Source organism: Sphingomonas sp. H160509 (assembly GCF_024124765.2).
In the GTDB taxonomy this organism is placed as follows: domain Bacteria; phylum Pseudomonadota; class Alphaproteobacteria; order Sphingomonadales; family Sphingomonadaceae; genus Sphingomonas.
Genome location: NZ_JAMXSR020000002.1, coordinates 988976 through 1005497, shown reverse-complemented (window position 1 = coordinate 1005497; position 16522 = coordinate 988976). Strand labels below are relative to the sequence as shown.

At 66.1% G+C, this 16522-nt stretch carries 18 protein-coding genes and 5 pseudogenes; 10 read left to right on the top strand and 13 right to left on the bottom strand.

Annotation, left to right across the window (positions count from 1 at the left end; all coding sequences use genetic code 11):
- Positions 1 to 131: 131 nt before the first annotated feature.
- On the top strand, positions 132 to 671 hold the full coding sequence (locus tag NHF48_RS06460) for a J domain-containing protein (RefSeq protein ID WP_056058203.1): 540 nt from the start codon (positions 132 to 134) through the stop codon (positions 669 to 671).
- The gene (locus NHF48_RS06455; RefSeq protein WP_446741202.1) at positions 671 to 976 is read left to right on the top strand and encodes a (2Fe-2S) ferredoxin domain-containing protein; all 306 of its coding nucleotides are present in this window, start codon (positions 671 to 673) and stop codon (positions 974 to 976) included. Before NHF48_RS06460 ends, NHF48_RS06455 begins: the two co-directional genes overlap by 1 nt.
- Positions 977 to 1111: 135 nt before the next feature.
- Here the strand turns inward: NHF48_RS06455 and NHF48_RS06450 are convergent, their stop codons facing one another.
- From NHF48_RS06450 to NHF48_RS06410, 9 genes are all read right to left on the bottom strand, one after another.
- Positions 1112 to 1519: a SufE family protein gene (locus NHF48_RS06450; protein WP_253070604.1), complete on the bottom strand. Its 408-nt coding sequence runs from the start codon at positions 1517 to 1519 to the stop codon at positions 1112 to 1114.
- Between the two features lie 114 nt (positions 1520 to 1633).
- On the bottom strand, positions 1634 to 1873 hold the full coding sequence (locus NHF48_RS06445; RefSeq protein ID WP_253070603.1) for a hypothetical protein: 240 nt from the start codon (positions 1871 to 1873) through the stop codon (positions 1634 to 1636).
- 9 nt (positions 1874 to 1882) lie between these two features.
- Complete coding sequence (locus tag NHF48_RS06440) at positions 1883 to 2125, bottom strand: hypothetical protein (RefSeq protein WP_136190431.1); 243 nt, start codon at positions 2123 to 2125, stop codon at positions 1883 to 1885.
- On the bottom strand, positions 2122 to 2475 hold the full coding sequence (locus NHF48_RS25805) for a hypothetical protein (protein WP_446741115.1): 354 nt from the start codon (positions 2473 to 2475) through the stop codon (positions 2122 to 2124). The genes NHF48_RS06440 and NHF48_RS25805 overlap by 4 nt, the downstream gene beginning before the upstream one ends.
- A gap of 12 nt (positions 2476 to 2487) precedes the next feature.
- The gene (locus tag NHF48_RS06430) at positions 2488 to 2781 is read right to left on the bottom strand and encodes a hypothetical protein (protein WP_253070602.1); all 294 of its coding nucleotides are present in this window, start codon (positions 2779 to 2781) and stop codon (positions 2488 to 2490) included.
- Between the two features lie 27 nt (positions 2782 to 2808).
- On the bottom strand, positions 2809 to 3192 hold the full coding sequence (gene pspC, locus NHF48_RS06425) for an envelope stress response membrane protein PspC (RefSeq protein WP_056482352.1): 384 nt from the start codon (positions 3190 to 3192) through the stop codon (positions 2809 to 2811).
- Position 3193: 1 nt separating this feature from the next.
- Entirely contained in the window at positions 3194 to 3481 is a 288-nt protein-coding gene (gene pspB / locus NHF48_RS06420) for an envelope stress response membrane protein PspB (RefSeq protein WP_056482350.1), read from the bottom strand.
- A 1-nt stretch (position 3482) separates the two neighbouring features.
- Positions 3483 to 4148, bottom strand: a complete 666-nt coding sequence (gene pspA, locus NHF48_RS06415) for a phage shock protein PspA (protein WP_056482347.1) — start codon at positions 4146 to 4148, stop codon at positions 3483 to 3485.
- Positions 4149 to 4200: 52 nt separating this feature from the next.
- Positions 4201 to 4344 (bottom strand): hypothetical protein, encoded by a 144-nt coding sequence (locus NHF48_RS06410; protein ID WP_165895165.1) that lies wholly within the window; start codon positions 4342 to 4344, stop codon positions 4201 to 4203.
- A gap of 173 nt (positions 4345 to 4517) precedes the next feature.
- On the opposite strand from NHF48_RS06410, the gene pspF reads away from it, so the two are divergent.
- Positions 4518 to 5555 carry a phage shock protein operon transcriptional activator gene (gene pspF / locus NHF48_RS06405; protein WP_253070601.1) on the top strand — a complete coding sequence of 346 codons (1038 nt, stop codon included), beginning with the start codon at positions 4518 to 4520 and terminating at the stop codon, positions 5553 to 5555.
- A 125-nt stretch (positions 5556 to 5680) separates the two neighbouring features.
- On the opposite strand, the gene NHF48_RS06400 is transcribed toward pspF, so the two are convergent.
- Positions 5681 to 6889, bottom strand: coding sequence for a cation:proton antiporter (locus NHF48_RS06400; RefSeq protein WP_253070600.1), 1209 nt, complete (start codon positions 6887 to 6889; stop codon positions 5681 to 5683).
- Between the two features lie 248 nt (positions 6890 to 7137).
- On the opposite strand from NHF48_RS06400, the pseudogene NHF48_RS06395 reads away from it, so the two are divergent.
- Positions 7138 to 8060, top strand: a pseudogene (locus tag NHF48_RS06395) (right-handed parallel beta-helix repeat-containing protein).
- Positions 8061 to 8200: 140 nt separating this feature from the next.
- Here the strand turns inward: NHF48_RS06395 and NHF48_RS06390 are convergent.
- A complete protein-coding gene (locus NHF48_RS06390; RefSeq protein WP_253070599.1) occupies positions 8201 to 9829 on the bottom strand; it encodes an alkaline phosphatase family protein in 1629 nt (542 codons plus the stop codon).
- A 108-nt stretch (positions 9830 to 9937) separates the two neighbouring features.
- Here NHF48_RS06390 and NHF48_RS25800 point away from each other — a divergent pair, with 108 nt between their 5' ends.
- The 5 genes and pseudogenes from NHF48_RS25800 to NHF48_RS24800 all read left to right on the top strand — a co-directional run.
- A complete protein-coding gene (locus NHF48_RS25800) occupies positions 9938 to 10894 on the top strand; it encodes a protein-disulfide reductase DsbD domain-containing protein (protein WP_446741114.1) in 957 nt (318 codons plus the stop codon).
- Positions 10869 to 12020 (top strand): protein-disulfide reductase DsbD family protein, encoded by a 1152-nt coding sequence (locus tag NHF48_RS25795; protein ID WP_446741113.1) that lies wholly within the window; start codon positions 10869 to 10871, stop codon positions 12018 to 12020. Before NHF48_RS25800 ends, NHF48_RS25795 begins: the two co-directional genes overlap by 26 nt.
- A 165-nt stretch (positions 12021 to 12185) precedes the next feature.
- Positions 12186 to 13722, top strand: a pseudogene (locus NHF48_RS06380) (circularly permuted type 2 ATP-grasp protein).
- Positions 13722 to 14658 (top strand): annotated as a pseudogene (locus NHF48_RS06375) (alpha-E domain-containing protein). Before NHF48_RS06380 ends, NHF48_RS06375 begins: the two co-directional pseudogenes overlap by 1 nt.
- Positions 14658 to 14837, top strand: a pseudogene (locus NHF48_RS24800) (transglutaminase N-terminal domain-containing protein); the annotation flags it as partial. The pseudogenes NHF48_RS06375 and NHF48_RS24800, both read left to right, overlap by 1 nt.
- Here NHF48_RS24800 and NHF48_RS24795 read toward each other — a convergent pair.
- The gene (locus tag NHF48_RS24795; protein ID WP_342454596.1) at positions 14769 to 15056 is read right to left on the bottom strand and encodes a hypothetical protein; all 288 of its coding nucleotides are present in this window, start codon (positions 15054 to 15056) and stop codon (positions 14769 to 14771) included. The pseudogene NHF48_RS24800 and the gene NHF48_RS24795 overlap by 69 nt on opposite strands.
- A 164-nt stretch (positions 15057 to 15220) precedes the next feature.
- Here NHF48_RS24795 and NHF48_RS24790 point away from each other — a divergent pair, with 164 nt between their 5' ends.
- On the top strand, positions 15221 to 15469 hold the full coding sequence (locus NHF48_RS24790) for a hypothetical protein (protein ID WP_342454595.1): 249 nt from the start codon (positions 15221 to 15223) through the stop codon (positions 15467 to 15469).
- 270 nt (positions 15470 to 15739) lie between these two features.
- Here the strand turns inward: NHF48_RS24790 and NHF48_RS06365 are convergent.
- Positions 15740 to 16517, bottom strand: a pseudogene (locus NHF48_RS06365) (arginyltransferase).
- Between the last annotated feature and the right edge of the window lie 5 nt (positions 16518 to 16522).

The following is a 16522-nucleotide window of genomic DNA, read 5'->3' as shown; positions in this document are numbered from 1 at the left end:
CAGTAATCGATGAACGGTGTCTGACTCAAGGCGGAATGTTGCGGTGCGGAAGATAGGCGAATCCGAGGAGTTTCGGCCGGCCTTGCCGCGTATGGTTGCGTTGTCCGCGGGGACGCCTATCTCGGACCGCTATGGCTCGAAGCACGACACGATCTTCCGACTGGGGTTTCCCGCGCTGGCGCGAGTATGGCGCGAGCACCGAGGCGGTGACCGTCCGGCTGTGCGATCGGCATGGCTGCAACGAGCCCGGCAACTGCCCGGCGCCGAAATCGCCCAACAGTCCCGACCGCTGGTATTTCTGCATGAACCACGCAGGCGAGTATAATCGCGGCTGGAATTATTTCGAAGGCTTGAGCGCGGAGGAGGCGGCGGAGCGCGAGGCGGCGGAAACGCGTACCGCGGACGGCTACACCGATCCCAAGCATTACGCCTGGGCCGGCTCGGGCGACGGCAGCCGCTCGCGCGACGAGATGCGCGCGTTGGAGGTGCTCGACCTCGAGCCCGACGCGACGTTCGAGGACGTCCGCGCGGCGTGGCGCCGGATGGCGAAGGCGAACCATCCGGACGTGCGGCCGAACGACAAGGACGCGGCCAAGCGGTTCCAGGGCGTTCAGGCAGCGTACGAGGTTCTGAAGGTGGCCGAAGACCAGCGGACCTGGAAACCGGCGTGATCCGGGTCCTCGCCAGTCGCTGGCAAGGTAGCGTTCTGGTCTGCGGCAAATGCTCGAAGAAGCTGGACGGTGGGTTTGGCGAAAAGGGCCGGACACCGCTGGTGAAGTTGCTTCGTCAGGCACTCGGCGTGAAGAAGGGCCGCAAGGCGGATCGCGGCGTGGTCGAGGTCAAGTGCCTCGGGGTTTGCCCGAAGAACGCAGTGGTGATGGTCGATGGCGCTCGGCCGGATCGGTGGATGCTCGTCCCGGCTGGTGCGGACTTGACCGAGGTCGTTGCGAACCTCACCGAATACGCAGCAACCTGACGATCCTCCCCCCGCCAGGGGAGGGTGGCTGGCCCTTGCCAGACGGAGGGGGAGGAAGGGGTAACCTCCGTTGCGTGTTCCTCCCCCTCCGTCACCTCGGCGACACCTCCCCCTGGCGGGGGAGGATCGAAAGGTTCAGCCGGCGTACCGCTCCGCCGTCTCGCGAATCAAAGCGATCATATTCGGAATCCCCTGAGTCCGGTTCGAGCTCAGCTGCTTGCTCAGGTCGAACGGCGCCAGTTCCGCCTTGATATCTGTCGCGACGATCGCATCCGGCACCTGATCCTGCACCGTCAGCAATACCAGAGCGATGATCCCCTTGGTGATCGCCGCATTCGAATCCGCCAGGAAGTGCAGCCGGCCATCATCGGTCGTGGTCGGATACACCCACACCGAAGCCGAACATCCCCGCACCAACGTCGCATCGGTCTTCAGCGCATCCGGCATCGGTTCGAGCTCTTTACCGAGGTCGATCAGCAGGCGATAGCGGTCGTCGGGTTCGAGGAAGTCGTATTCCTCGAGAATGTCGGTGAGAGTGGCCATGCCGTGGGCGGTAGCGGGTCGGCCTTAGCGCCACAACTACAGTGTTCCCCCGCGAAGGCGGGGGCCCAGTCTGGACCCCCCGCCTTCGCGGGGAACATGCTTGCGGGGCGAGCCCTAAAGATCCACCCCGGCTGCGATCGCCTCGAGCTTCTTGATCCGCTCCTTCAAGTCCGCGATCTCGATCCGCGAGCCGGTCGACACCGCGACCGGCATGCGGCCGTCCTGCATGTGATCCAGTTCCATCCGCCGCAGCGAGAGCCATTCGCGCCATCCGGCCAATCCACCGGCGACGATCATCGCCAGTCCCGCAAGGCTCGCCAGCGCCAGGGTGATATAGACGTTCGGTTCGATCATGTCCGCCTCCTAGCGGTCGCGGAGCCGTTCGATCTCTCGGTCGAGATCGACGCTCTTGTGGTTGTCGGTGATCACGCGCTCCAGCACCTGGATGCGCTCCTTCATCTGCTGCACCTCGTCGCGCAGCCGCAGCGTATCGATGCTGTCGGCCGGCTTGGCCGGGGCGTCGCCCATCGCGCGGTAGCGCGCGGTCAGCACCTTGGCGGCCATCACGATCAGCACGATGCAGACGACCATCGAAAAGGGGTTCATCGTGTTTCTCCTTCAACGAGGCTCGGGTGGCGGGCCGTCAGCGCGATCGGTGGGGATGCGGGTGACAGTACCGCCTGGGATGGGGTTGGTTCGACCCGGAGCCGTTCAATCTCGTCGGCGACGCCGGTGCCGCGATCGGTGGCGATCCGTTCCAGCACGCGGACGCGCTGTTCGAGACGTTCGGTGTGGGCGGCATATTGCGCCGCCTTCTCCGCGGTCTGCGCGTTCAGCGCGGTGGCCATCGTCTCCTTGTGCCGCAACCAGCTCTTGAACATCTCGCTGCCGATCCCGAGCGTGACGGGGGCGCCGACGCAGACGATCGCGAGCATGAAAACCGTAAATCCGTCCATGATCGATGTCCCTCAGCGATCGCGGAGTGCTTCGATCTCGCGAGCGGTACGCTCGGCGGGATCGGTGGCGATGCGCTCGAGGACCGCGATCCGTTCCTCGAGGCGGGAGACCTGCCCGGTCAGGCGCTCGTTCTCGTTGCTGAGCAGCAATACCTGGCGCTCACCGTCGACATCGCCGTCCCGCCCGCGCCTGCGGCGGCGCGCTTCTGGCTCGAAGCCATGCTTTGCGCGCACCCAGTTGTTCGCAACCCAGGCAACCGGTCCGATCGAAATCGCCACGATCGGTATGATCAAACCCCAATCCATCGTCTGTCTCCCTGTTGACGCCGCGTCTCAGCGCAGGCTGTCGATCTCTGCCGCGAGGCTGTTGCTTGAGCGGCTGGTATAGTGCGTCTCGATGTCGGCGAGGCGGCGGTCGATGTCGCGGAACTTGCTGCGGACCTCGGCGGTCGAGCGCTTCGGGTTCGACCGGACGCCCTGCCAGAACTTCGCGTCGTCGGGCGTCTCGTACAGGCCGATCGGCTTGGCATGCCCCATCCAGGCGACCATCCAATAGGCCAGCAGCGTCCAGGGAAAGCCCCCCGCAAGTGTCAGGACGACCATGCCGACACGGACGAAGAGCGCATCGACGCCGGTATAGTCGGCGATCCCGGCGCAGACGCCCTTCCACTTGGCGTTCTGCTTATCGAGGTAAAACTGTGTGCGGCTGCCGGACATTTCAGTTCCTCCGATCAGAAGTGCGGTCGGACTGAAGGTCCGACAGATACGGCGATTGCGTGGTACCGAGACCCGGCTTCCAGTCGGGATTGTCGGCGGCGATGATCCGTTCGACGGTCATCACGCGGTCTTCGAGGCGGCGGGCCAAGGCCTGCATCTCGTCGAGCAGCTTTTCGTCTTCCTCGGTAATCCGCGGCGCCTGCTTCCACTTGGTGATGTAGTGCAGGATCACCCACGGCAGCCCGATGAAGAGGACCGCGCAGACGAGAACGGGGGTCAGGTCATCCATCTCAGTCGTCCTTCTTCATGCGCGCCTTGAGCGCGGCGAGCTGGGCGTTGACCTTGTCGTCGCTGCGCAGCTCGGCGATTTCCTCTTCGAGCGTCTTGACGACCCCGAGCCCCATCGCGTCCGCGCGGCCCTCGGCCTCGTCGACGCGGCGGTCGAGGATGTCGAAGCGGCTGAACGCTTCGTGCGTCTTCGGCCCGTTGTACATCTCGCGCAGCCGGGTGCGATTGTTCGCGCTCTCAAGCCGGGTCTGCACCGCGTTCTGCTTGGTGCGTGCCTCGCGGAGCTTGGTTTGGAGCTTGGCGATGTCCTCTTCGGAAGCCCGAAGTGCGTCGTCGAGCACGCCGACTTCGGCCTTCAGCTGCTCGGCCATGTCGAACGCCTTCTGGCGCTCGACCAGCGCAGCCTTGGCGAGGTCCTCGCGGTCCTTGCTCAGCGCCAGTTCGGCCTTCTCGGTCCAGTTGTCCTGAAGCTGCTCCAGCTTCGAGATATGGCGGCGCATCTCCTTCTGGTCGGCGATGGTGCGCGCGGCGGAGGCGCGAACCTCGACCAGCGTTTCCTCCATCTCGAGGATGATCATGCGGATCATCTTCGACGGGTCTTCGGCCTTCTCGATGAGATCGGCGAAGTTGGCGGCGACGATGTCGCGGGTGCGGGAAAAGATGCCCATGTAAATCCTACTCCAGGGGTCGGCCCGATGCTCTCGGCGAGCGTCGGGAGTCTTATGCCACGATTGCGGTGGTTGCCGCGATAGGCGTCATGTTGGTTGCTGTCGCAGGTCCTACCGCGCCGATGACGCAGGTTGCGCTGGCGACGATGGTGCAGAGGGCGGCGACGACGGTGCGGGCGATATTGGTGTTGAACATGGTGGGTCCCCTTTGAGGATGGTCGGTTCCGCTATTCGGCGGGTTGCCTGAAGCACTGCATCTGTCGTGCCAGTTTCGAAAATGGCGGAATTGCAGGGGGTTTGCGTGATTTCAGGTGTTTGGGCTGTGGCGGAAGCTTGCCAAGAGTTGGGAATCCGCGCCACATCTTCGCCATGGAACGAACAACCCAGGTCATCGGCGAATCCGGCACGTTCATGGCCGCGCTCGAACGCGCGTCGCGGGCGGCCGCCTTGGACCGGCCCGTGCTGGTGATCGGCGAGCGCGGCACGGGCAAGGAACTGGTCGCCGAACGCCTTCACCGCCTGTCGCCGCGGTGGGATCAGCCGCTGGTGATCATGAACTGCGCGGCGTTGCCCGAGACGCTGATCGAGGCGGAATTGTTCGGGCATGAAGCGGGCGCGTTCACCGGCGCGACCAAGGCGCGGGTAGGGCGGTTCGAGGAGGCCGATGGCGGCACGCTGTTCCTCGACGAACTCGGTACGCTGTCGATGGCGGCGCAGGACCGGCTGTTGCGCGCGGTCGAATATGGCGAGATCACGCGGATCGGCTCGTCTCGGCCGATGCGCGTCGACGTGCGGATCGTCGCTGCGACCAACGAGCATCTCCCCGACAAGGTGGACCGCCACGAATTCCGCGCAGATCTGCTCGACCGGTTGTCATTCGAGGTGGTGACGTTGCCGCCTCTGCGCGCGCGGACCGGCGACGTGGTGGTACTTGCGGAACATTTCGGCCGACGCATGGCGTCCGAGCTGGGGCGCGAACGCTGGGAGGGGTTCGGCCCGGCGGCGATGGATGCGCTGATCGCCTACCGCTGGCCCGGCAACGTCCGCGAACTCCGCAACGTCGTCGAGCGCGCGGTGTATCGCTGGGAGCAGGCGGGACCGATCGACGCGATCGAGATCGACCCGTTCCAGTCGCCACACCGCCCCGGCGGGTCGACTGCGCCGAAGCCTGTGGTTGTGGCGCCGCGCGCTGCCGAACCGGACGAAGGCGAGGACCCGGTCGTCGCGTGCGAGGAAGGCCCCTCGGACTTCAAATCCCGCGTCTCCCGCTTCGAGCGCGACCTGCTCTCGCGCGCGTTGTCGGAACACCGCTTCAACCAGCGCGCCACCGCCGAAGCGCTAGGCCTAAGCTACGATCAACTCCGCCACGCCCTGAAACGCCACGACCTGCTTAACGCGGGCGGCTAAGCCTACTTCCCCCTCCCTGAAAGGGGGGCGGGGGGTGGGTAGGCTTCCGCATCGGGCAAAGTCGGCGGCACGAGCAGGCCGACCCACCCCCAACCCCTCCCTTCCAGGGAGGGGGGAAGAAAACGTCACCCGCTCTTCCCCACCAACCCCACCAGCTTCTTCAACTTCGGCGCAACCACCGGCACCGTCAGCATCGTGCTCGCCAGCGCCATCAGCAGCAGCGCCGTGAACGTCTCATTCGTAATGATCTTCTTATCCAGCAGGATGTTGACGAAGATGATCATGATCAACGCCTTGGTCTGGAGCAGCCAGCCGATCGCCGAAGCCTCGCCCGGCCGCCATTTCAGGATCCGCCCGGCGGCGTGAACCCCGGCCAGCTTGCCGCCGACCGACGCGACCAGCAGCAGCGCCGCCGCACCGAACACCGCGTAACCGCCGACCGCCCATTGCGTCTTCAGCCCCGTAGACAGGAAGAACACCGGCATCACCGCGAGCAGCACGAAGTGGCGGAACTGGTCCATCTTCGCGGTCGTGAACCACTTCGAATCGAGCACCGCGCCCGACAGGAACGCGCCGACCATGAAGTGCAGCCCCGCCCAATCCGCCGCGAACCCGCAGCCGGCCAGCCAGATCAGGCTGACATACCAGCGATCGTGCTCCTCGATCCGCGCCATCAACTTGCGCACGAGCAACGTGGCAATCGCGAACCCGACCAGGAAGCCGCCCTGACGACCGACACGCTCCCAATCGAGCAGGATCATCGCCAGCACGCCCCAGATCGCGATGTCGTCGAGGCTCGCATAACGCAGGATCCGCTGGCCGATCGGCTGGCGGAGCACGTCGAGCTTCTCGAGGAACAGCACCAGGATCGGTAGCGCGGTCACGGCACAGGCCATGCCGATGCCAAGCACCACCTGCCACGTCGCGCCGTCCGGCCCCCGCCAACCGGGATAACGCAACATCAGCACCGCGGCGATGCTGCCGGTAATCAGCGGCACTGCGAGCGCTAACCCCGCCGTCACGCCGGTCTCGCCGCGGCGTTTCCAGGCCTCGCCGAGATCGAGTTCGATCCCGGCGACCCACACGAACATCATCACCGCCCACCACGCGATGCCGTTGAGCGAGCCCAAGGTCGCGGGCGTGAAGACCGTCGCGTAATAATCGGGATACGCCGCGCCGAGCACGCCCGGCCCGAGCAGGATGCCGCCGAAGATCTGCACCACCACCAGCGGCGCCCAGTAATCGGTCCGCCCGAGCCGCCACACCAGATACGGCACGGTAAAGATGATGAGTATCGCGAGGAGGAAGACCTCCGTCGGCGTCATGGCGTGCATGTGGATCCCCCGCGCCGGACGGTTCCCCCCGCCGGCCTTGTTACGGTAGCGGTATTATGCGTTCGACGCGGTCACGACAATATGCGGCCGCCGGGATCGGCCCAGGCCGGTTCATTCTTTCCAATGCTTCATAACGGGACAGGCGTCGCCAAAGCGGGGCGAACGGACTGGTCGAAGCGCGACGTTCCGTGCGATCACGCAGCCCATATCGTCGGTGGGCAACCGCCGCGGAACGAAGAGGATTTCGGATGAAACGATCGTTGCTGGCACTCGCGCTGTTCGCCGCTCCCGCGTTTGCGCAGAACTCCGCGCCGTTCACGATCAACGGGCAGGGGTTCGCGACGTTGCAGGAGGCGGTCTCGTCGATCCGGCTGGGCACCGCGACGATCCTGATCGCGCCCGGCACCTACCGGCAATGCGCAGTCCAGGCCGGCGGCCACATCACCTTCAAGGCGGTCAAGCCCGGCACCGCGATCTTCGAGAAGGTCGCCTGCGAGGACAAGGCGGCGCTGGTCCTGCGCGGGCAGGGTTCGGTCGTCGACGGCCTCGTCTTCCGCGGTTACCGCGTGTCGGACGGCAACGGCGCCGGCATCCGCACCGAGATGGGCGACCTGACCGTCACCAACGCGATGTTCCTCGACAGCCAGGAGGGGTATCCTCGGCGGCGAACCGACCGGTCAGAAGATCCTGATCGACCATTCCACCTTCGCCGGGCTCGGCCAGTGCGACGAATCGCCCGGCTGTTCGCACGCGATCTACCTCGCCAACAAGGGCAGCGTGACGATCACCAACTCGCGGTTCGAGCGCGGGACGGGCGGGCATTACGTCAAGCTCCGCGTGCCTAATGTGTCGATCACCGACAACAGCTTCGACGATACCGCTGGGAAGAAGACCAACTACATGATCGACCTCCCCCGAAGGGGCGACCGGGCTGATCGCGCGCAACACCTTCGTGCAGGGGCGCAACAAGGAGAACCACACCGGTCTAATTGTGGTTGCGGCAGAGGCGCAGACGTACCGATCGACAGGGTTGCGGGTCGAGGGGAACGACGCGCGGCTGTCACCTGGGGACAGCAGCAGCCCGGCGTTCTTGGCGGACTACAGCCACGACAAGCTCGCACTCGGCGCGAACCGGCTGGGCACCGGGTTGCGGCCGTTCGAGACGCGGTGAGCGTTCGTACCCTCGCCACCCCGTCTCCGTCATCCTGACGAAAGTCAGGATCCAGAGTAACGGGCGAGGGGGCGCCATACTCGTCTAGTATGTTCTCCCGCCTTCGCGGGAGAACAAACCTTCTCGGGGAGACGCGGCGCTCAGCCTGGGCATGTACTCGCAGCCCCCGGATCGAGATCCAGACACCGCCCGTCCAATCCACTCACAGGCAAACCGATCGTCGCCGCCAAGGTCGGAACGATATCCACCGTCTCCACCGACAACGGCTGCTCGAATCCCGTCATCCCCTTGCGCCAGAACAGGATCGGCACGCGGCGGTCGTAATCCCACGGCGACCCATGCGTCTCCACATAGCCCCCCGCCGGCGACACGATCGTCGTCACGCGCGGCTTGAGCAGCACCACCATCTGCCCCGACCGCTCCGGATAGAACGACGCCCGCGCGCGCTCGATCAGCGTCCACGTCTCGGGCGGAGACTTCGCCATCGGCGTCGCCATGATCTCGGCGGCGGAGTAGGCGCCCGCGATCTGCGGCATCGCCCGATAGCGACGCAGCGCCTCGGCAAGCACCTTGGCCTGCGTCTTGGCCGGCAGCGTGTCGTCGATATACACGTCGCCTTCGGTCCCGAGCAGCACACTACCCGGCAGCCCCATGTCCTTGGCGATCGCGGTGCCGACCTGCTTGGCGAGCACGTTCTCGTCCATGTGCGCCTCCATCGGCATCGCGCGCTGCTGCTGGCGCTCGGTCGCGTCATGCGCGCCGTGATCCGCGGTCAGTACGACCTCGTAATCGACGCCGGTCTCGTCCATCACCGCGAAGAAATCGCCCAGCGTCTTGTCGAGCTCGGCCATCTGGATGCACATTTCCGTGCCCTGCGTGCCGTAGGTATGCCCGACATAATCGGTCGCCGATGCGCCGATATCGATGATGTCGGTCTGCGGCCCTTTGCCGAGCTTCATGTCCTGCACCAGCGCCGCCGCCATCGCGAACACCGCCGCATCCGAAGCCGGCGACACGCGGAAGCCCTTCGCGTCGCCAGCCTCGCGCTCGAAGCGCCCCTGGCCGTACGTCTTGCCCGCGATCACGATCGGATGGTTCACGCCCGCGCAATAGCCGGGCAGCGGCAGCGCCGCCTGCGGCTTGGCGATCAGCGCGGCGACCGCGTCGCGCGTCCGCTGCACCGCCGGCGGCACCGCGCGACCAGCATATGAAACGTAAGTCTTGCCGTCCCACCACCAGAGCTCGTCGACCTTGTGGCCGCCCATCATCACCGCCGCGCGATCCTTCCCTGCGACCGATACCGAGCGCGTCCGCGGATCGCGCGCCTTCATCATCTCGCCGAGCGTCGGCACTTTCAGATGCATGTCGGACACGGTGTAGCTGTCGTGTGTGCTGCCCGTAACGCGCTCGTCCTCCGAGCAGTAGACGACCTTGTCGGGCCGCCCCGCGCGCTGGTCGATCCAGTTGTTGGCGATGATGCCGGTATGCGCAGGCCGCATGCCGGTCAGGATCGTCGAGTGGCCAGGGCACGTCTCGGTCGCGGCATGGCTCTGATACCCGCTCGGAAACACCGCGCCGTTCAGCAGTCGGGTGAAGCCGCCGGTATAATGGTTGCGATATTGCTGGAACAGGTCGGCGGCGAACTGGTCGACCGAAATCGCGACGATCAGTTTCGGCGGGGTCTTCGGAGTCGCCGCGGGAGGCGGTGCCGTCTGGGCGGAGACCGAAGCGGCCGAAGTCAGCAGGAGCGCGGCGATAAGTGCTTTCACGAACAGTCCTTTAGCAAGCGACCACCATCGAGCGAGGCCGTCGCTTTGAAGTGCAATACGACAAGGTCACCGCTATGGCTTTGCGCGATGAACGAAACAAGGATGGCCATGCGCGGATTACGTTGCGTCCTCATGACGGTCTTGCTGGCCGTCTGCGGGCTGGCGAGTGCGCCCGCGCTTGCAGAGTCGCTGAACGGTTCCAGCCAGCATCTGATGATGAAGCTGGTCGCCGAAAGCGATCACCCGAAGGCCGGCGCGCCACTGACGATCGCGCTCGCGACGACGCCCGAGACCGGCTGGCACGGCTATTGGCGCAACCCGGGCGATGCGGGCTTTCCGGCGACGTTCGACTGGACGCTGCCGACGGGCGCGAAGGCGGGTGAGCCGGAATGGCCGGTGCCGACGACGCTGCTGATCGCGGGCCTGATGAACTATGTCTATGAGGCGCCCTATGCGCCGCTCGTGACGATCCAGGTCCCGGCGGGGCTCGCGGCAGGCACGAGATTCCCGATCCGCCTGAAGACAAGCTATCTCGTCTGCTCGGCGACGATCTGCGTACCCGAAGAGAAGGCGCTCTCGCTCGACCTCACGATCGGTGACGGCGCGTCATCGCAGGCCGCCGCGTTCGCCGGCTGGCGTCAGGCGATTCCCAAGCCGCTCGATGCCGGCGCGACCTACGCGACAAGCAACGGCACGATGCGCATCGCGGTGCCGTTCCCCGCAGGCGCGAAGATCGACAAGGCGTATTTCTTCCCCGTCACCACCGGCGCGATCGAGAATGGCGCAGCGCAGACGGTCACGCGCGACGGCGACCGTTTGACGATCAGCACCAAGGTCGCGGCGAACGCCAAGGTTGGCGGACCGATCGAGGGCGTGCTGCGGATCGGCGACGGGCAGGGGCTCGGCGTCAAGGCGACGCCCGGCGCGGTGGCCGAAGCAGCCGGCGGTGACGCGACCAACGCCAGCGGCGAAAGCCTCTGGCTTACCGCGCTGATCGCATTCGCTGGCGCAGTGCTCGGCGGGCTGATCCCTCAACATCATGCCCTGCGTGTTCCCGATCCTTAGCCTCAAGGCACTCAGCCTCGCCCGCGGTGGCGCAAGCGAGAAGGACGCACGGGGCGAGGCCTTGGCTTACACCGCAGGCGTCGTCCTGGTGTGTCTCGGCCTCGGCGGCGCGATCCTGGCGCTGCGCGCAGGCGGGTCCGCGGTCGGCTGGGCGTTCCAGTTGCAGCATCCCGGCGCGATCGTCGCGCTGCTGCTGCTGAGCACCGCGATCGCGTTCAACCTCGCCGGGCTGTTCGAGGTCCCGACACCGCGGTTTGCCGGCGAGAGTGGCGCGAGCGGCGCGTTCGCGACCGGTGCACTCGCTGCGTTCATCGCGACGCCGTGCACCGGGCCGTTTATGGGCGCGGCGCTCGGCGCGGCACTGGTGCTGCCGTGGCCCGCGGCGCTCGCCGTGTTCGGCGGGCTCGGCATCGGCTTGTCGCTCCCGTTCCTCGCGATCGGGTTCATCCCCTCGTGGCGGCGCTGGCTGCCAAAGCCCGGCGCGTGGATGGAGACGTTCCGCCACATCCTGTCGGTGCCGATGTTCCTCACCGCGATCGCACTCGGCTGGGTGCTCGGGCGCCAGACCGGCGTGGATACGCTGACGCTCGCGCTGGTCGCGGTGCTGGCAGTCGGCGCGGTGCTGTGGATCGGCGGCTCGCGCCAGCGCAAGGGCAAGTCGTTCGGCGCGGTCGCGCAGGTTCTGTTGCTCGTCTTGTTCGTTGGCAGCGCGGTATTGATCTCACGCGCACCGCCGGTCGCCGCCAAGACCGCCACCGCGGGCGACGAAGCGTTCACCGAGGCCAAGCTCGCCTCGCTGCGCGCCGAGAAGCGTCCGGTATTCGTGTACTTCACGGCCGACTGGTGCCTGACGTGCAAGGTCAACGAGAAAGCGGCGATCGACACGACCGGCGTCCGCGACGCCTTCGCCAAGCACAAGGTCGCGGCGCTGATCGGCGACTGGACCGACGGCGACCCGGTCATGGGCCGCTTCATCCAAGCCCACAACCGCGCCGGCGTGCCGCTGTACCTATACTATGCGCCGGGCGCAGCCGAACCCATGGTCCTCCCACAGGTCCTTACCCCCCGGCCTACTGGAAGGCTTGGGAGCCTAAGAGGATTCCCTTCCCTGAAAGGGAGGGGTTAGGGGTGGGTAGGTCCATTGGCTGGCGCAGTACCTGCCTCACGCCGACCCACCCCCCCAAGCCCCTCGCTTCCAGGGAGGGGAGCAAATACACATTCAGACCTTGTGCAGCGCAGCGATGCGTTGCAGCATGGAACCGCAACGCTTGATGGGGAATTGACCGTTTCGATGGGGAAACAAGCGTTCGACGAGATCATGGGCACCCCGGGCGACACGACCGCCCGGCCCGAACTGGCGGCTCTCGGCAAGTGGATCGAGGGATACGCCCGACGCCGAGCTGCGACGCCGGCAGGAAGCCGCCGAAACGACGTTCAGGCAACTCGGCATCACCTTCGCGGTCTACGGCGAGAACGAGGCCGCCGAGCGGATCATCCCGTTCGACATTGTCCCGCGCGTATTCCTGCACGACGAGTGGACCCGGCTGTCCGAAGGACTCGTCCAGCGCGTCGAGGCAATCAACGCGTTCCTCGACGACATTTACGGCGAACGACGCATCCTGAAGGAGGGAATCCTCCCCGAAGACCTCGTGCTCGGCAACGCGCAGTTCCGGCCCGAGATCGCCGGTATCCGCCCGCCGCACGGCGTCTGGGCGCATATTTGCGGCATCGATCTCGTCCGCACCGGCCCCGACGACTTCTTCGTGCTCGAAGACAACGCCCGCACCCCGTCGGGCGTCAGCTACATGCTTGAAAACCGCGAGGCGATGCTCCGTCTTTGCCCCGAACTCTTCCGCGAGTTCCGTGTCGCGGCAGTCGACAGCTATCCGGACCTGCTACTTGAGACGATGAAGTCGGTAGCCCCGCACGGCACGGGCTCGAACCCTACCTGCGTGCTGCTGACCCCCGGCCACTACAACTCGGCCTATTACGAGCACAGTTTCCTGGCTGATTCGATGGGTATAGAGCTCGTCGAAGCCGCCGATCTGGTGGTCGACGACGACATCGTCTGGATGCGGACGATCGCGGGTCGCGTGAAGGTAGACGTGATCTATCGCCGGATCGACGATGACTATCTGGACCCGCTTGTGTTCCGTCCCGACTCCGCGCTGGGCGTCCCCGGTCTGATCGCAGCCTATGCGGCCGGCAACGTTGCGATCATGAACGCGCCGGGCAATGGCATCGCCGACGACAAGGCGATCTACAGCTACATGCCCGACATCGTGAAGTTCTACTCGGGCGGCGAGTGCAAGCTGCGTAACGTCGAGACCTGGCGCTGCCGGGAACCGCAGGCGCTGAAGTTCGTCCTCGACAACCTCGAAGACGTCGTCGTCAAGCTGGTCGACGGTTCGGGCGGCTACGGCATGCTGGTCGGCCCGACCGCCTCGAAACAGGAAATCGAGGATTTTCGCGCCGCGCTCATTGCGGAGCCACACCGCTACATTGCGCAACCGACACTTGCCCTGTCGACCGTCCCGACGATGGCACAAGGCGGCCTCAGCCCCCGTCACGTCGACTTCCGCCCCTTCGTGCTGAGCGGGTCGAAGGGCGTGCAGGTCGTTCCCGGCGGCCTAACCCGCGTTGCGCTCAAGGAGGGATCGCTGGTGGTCAATTCGAGCCAGGGCGGCGGCACCAAGGACAGCTTCGTCCTCATGGCCGATCAATCGCAGCGGATGAACGCCGGCGGGATGACCCAAACTATGGGCGGCATGACGCAGATGCTCGGTGCACAGACATCGCGCGCACAGACGTCGGGCGGGACCGCCTGATGCTGTCGCGCACCGCATCCCTCGCTCTACTGGCTCGGCCGATATTTCGAGCGGGCCGACTTCATCGCCCGGCTCGTCGAAGCCACCGTCCGCCTCGACGTGCTCTCGTCGCAACCCTCGGGCGACGCCGCCTGGGCATCCGCTTTGGCCGTCACCGAGACCGACGAGGCCTTCGCCGCGACCGGCGTCGAGATCGGGCAGCGCGACGTCGTCCGGTTCCTGACGCTGGATTCAAGCCATCCAGGATCGATCGTCCGCTGCCTCGACATGGCGCGCAACAATGCCAAGGCGGTCCGCACCGCGCTGACCCGTGAGGCCTGGACCGCGATCAACCGCGCATGGCTGCTGTTCGAGAACCGCGCGACGCCGGGGAGCACGACCTCGCAGCTGAACCTCGTCGAGGCGGTCAAGAACGAGACCCGCGGCTTCGAAGGCGCGGTCCACCGCATGCTCCGCAACCAGACGACGTGGTTCATCCGGCTCGGCCAGGCGGTTGAGCGCGCGGACAACACCGCGCGTCTGCTCGACGTCAAATACCACATCCTGCTGCCCGAGGGCGAACGGCTCGGCGGTGCGATCGACCGTGACCAGTGGACGACGATCCTCCAGACCGTGTCGGCGGTCACGGCCTATCGCTGGCTCTACAATGACGGGCTGCGTCCTGCCGACGTCATCGACCTGCTGCTCGCACGGTCCGAACTGCCGCGCAGTCTCGCCGCGTCAGTGGAGGAGACGGTCGACGTGCTCAACCTGCTCGCCAAGCGGACCGGGAATCACGGCGAGGCCGACCGGATGGCGCGGATGCGTGCGTCGCGGATGGCAAAGACGCGATCGGGCGAGGTCATCGCCTCCGGGCTGCACCAGTATCTCCAGGCGTTCATCGCCGAGAACGCGCTGCTGCACGGCGCGATCGGCCGTCAGTTCAAGTTCCTCTGATGCGCCTCTCGATCGACCATCACACGATCTACCGCTTCGCGCAGCCGCAGGGCCGCTTGGTGCAGATGCTCCGTCTCACTCCCGAGAACACCCACGATCAGACCGTGGCGTCATGGCGGATCGACGTCGATTGTGATGCGCGATTGCGCCCCGGTCGCGACGGCTTCGGTAACGCAGTGACCATGCTCTACGCCGAAGGGCCGGTCGACGGGATCGAGATCACCGTCAAAGGCGAGGTCCTGACCAGCCATTCCGACGGCGTCCTGCACGGCGTTCACGAAACGCTGCCGCCAGCGCTGTACCTTCGGTCCACCGAGGCGACCGCCCTCGATACGGCAATCGCCAAGTTCGCGGTCAATGCCGCCGAGGGCGCCCGCGATCGGATCGGCGCGTTGCATCGTTTGAACCGAGCGCTCCACAAGCGGTTCGCGTTCTACGCCGGGCGTCCCGAACCGGGGCGCACGGCCGCCGCCGCGTTTCGCATGGACAGCGCCACGCCGCGCGACATGGCGCAGATGTTCGCCGTTGCCGCACGGTCGCTCGGCGCGCCGCGGCGCGGTACGTGTCGGGGTATCATCACAACGATCACGAGGTCGTGCATCTGCCGACGCCGCATGGCTGGGCGGAGGCATTCGTCGACGGGCTCGGCTGGGTCGGGTTCGATCCGTGCACGGGGATGTCGCCGGAGGAGCATTACGTCCGCGTCGCGATGGCGCTCGATGCGGCGGGCGCTGCGCCGGTGGCGGGCTCGCGACTGGGCGAGGGTGGCGAGGAACTCGACGTCGATGTGGTCGTGCAGCGCGAGGACTGAGACTGTTTCCCCGCGAAGGCGGGGATCCAGACTGGGCTCCCGCCTTCGCGGGAGAACAAGGGGACAGGGGGTTCTATTGTTCGACAGTCGACGGCAACCACTGAGGAACCACCACCCCGGCGGAGGCCGGGGCCCAGTTGGAAAGGTGGAAGTAACGAACCTCGGACCTTAATCGGCAACGTTCCCCAACTGGGCCCCGGCCTCCGCCGGGGAGGTAGCCTTCGGGGAATCTGTACAACTCAACCAAAGCCATCGGCTTAAGCGCCAACTTCAAACCAACGCCGCAACCCGCGCAGCCTGAGTCACCACATCAGCATCCTCCAGCCGCCGCCACCCCGCCGGCCCCAGCACTTCCAGCGGCCGGTACCGCGTCTTGTACTCCATCCGCGGCGAGCCCTTCACCCAGTATCCAAGATACACGTACGGCAGCCCCGCATCGCGCGCGCGCAGGATGTGGTCCATGATGATGAAATTGCCGAACCCCGGCCGCGCGGTGTCGTCGGCCGCGAAGAAGCTGTAGACCATCGACAACCCGTCCGCCTGCCGATCGGTCAGGCACGCGCCAATCAGCGCGCCCTGCACACCGTCGACCGACGGCTCGCGGTACTCGACGATCACCGAATTGACCGGCGAATGCTCGATCATGTCCGCGTAATCATCCTCGTCCATCCCCGCCATGCCGCCGCCCGGATGCCGCGTCCCGAGGTAACGGCGCAGCAACTGGAACTGCTCGTCGGTCGCCCACGCCTTACACGCGGTCACTTCGATGTCGCCGAGCCGCTTCAGCAACTTTCGCTGCGTCGCGTTGGGCACGAACTCGTCGGTCACCACGCGGACCGAGACGCAGGCGATGCACCCCGCGCACGACGGCCGATACGCCACACCCTGGCTGCGACGAAAGCCGATCCGCCCGAGCGCATCGTTCAGCTCGTTCGCATGCGGCCCGGTCAGTTCGGTGAACACCTTGCGCTCCTGCCGATCCGGCAGATACGGGCACGGCGCAGGGCTGGTGACGAAAAAAGCGCGGGAAACGGAAAGGCGCGGTCACCGAGC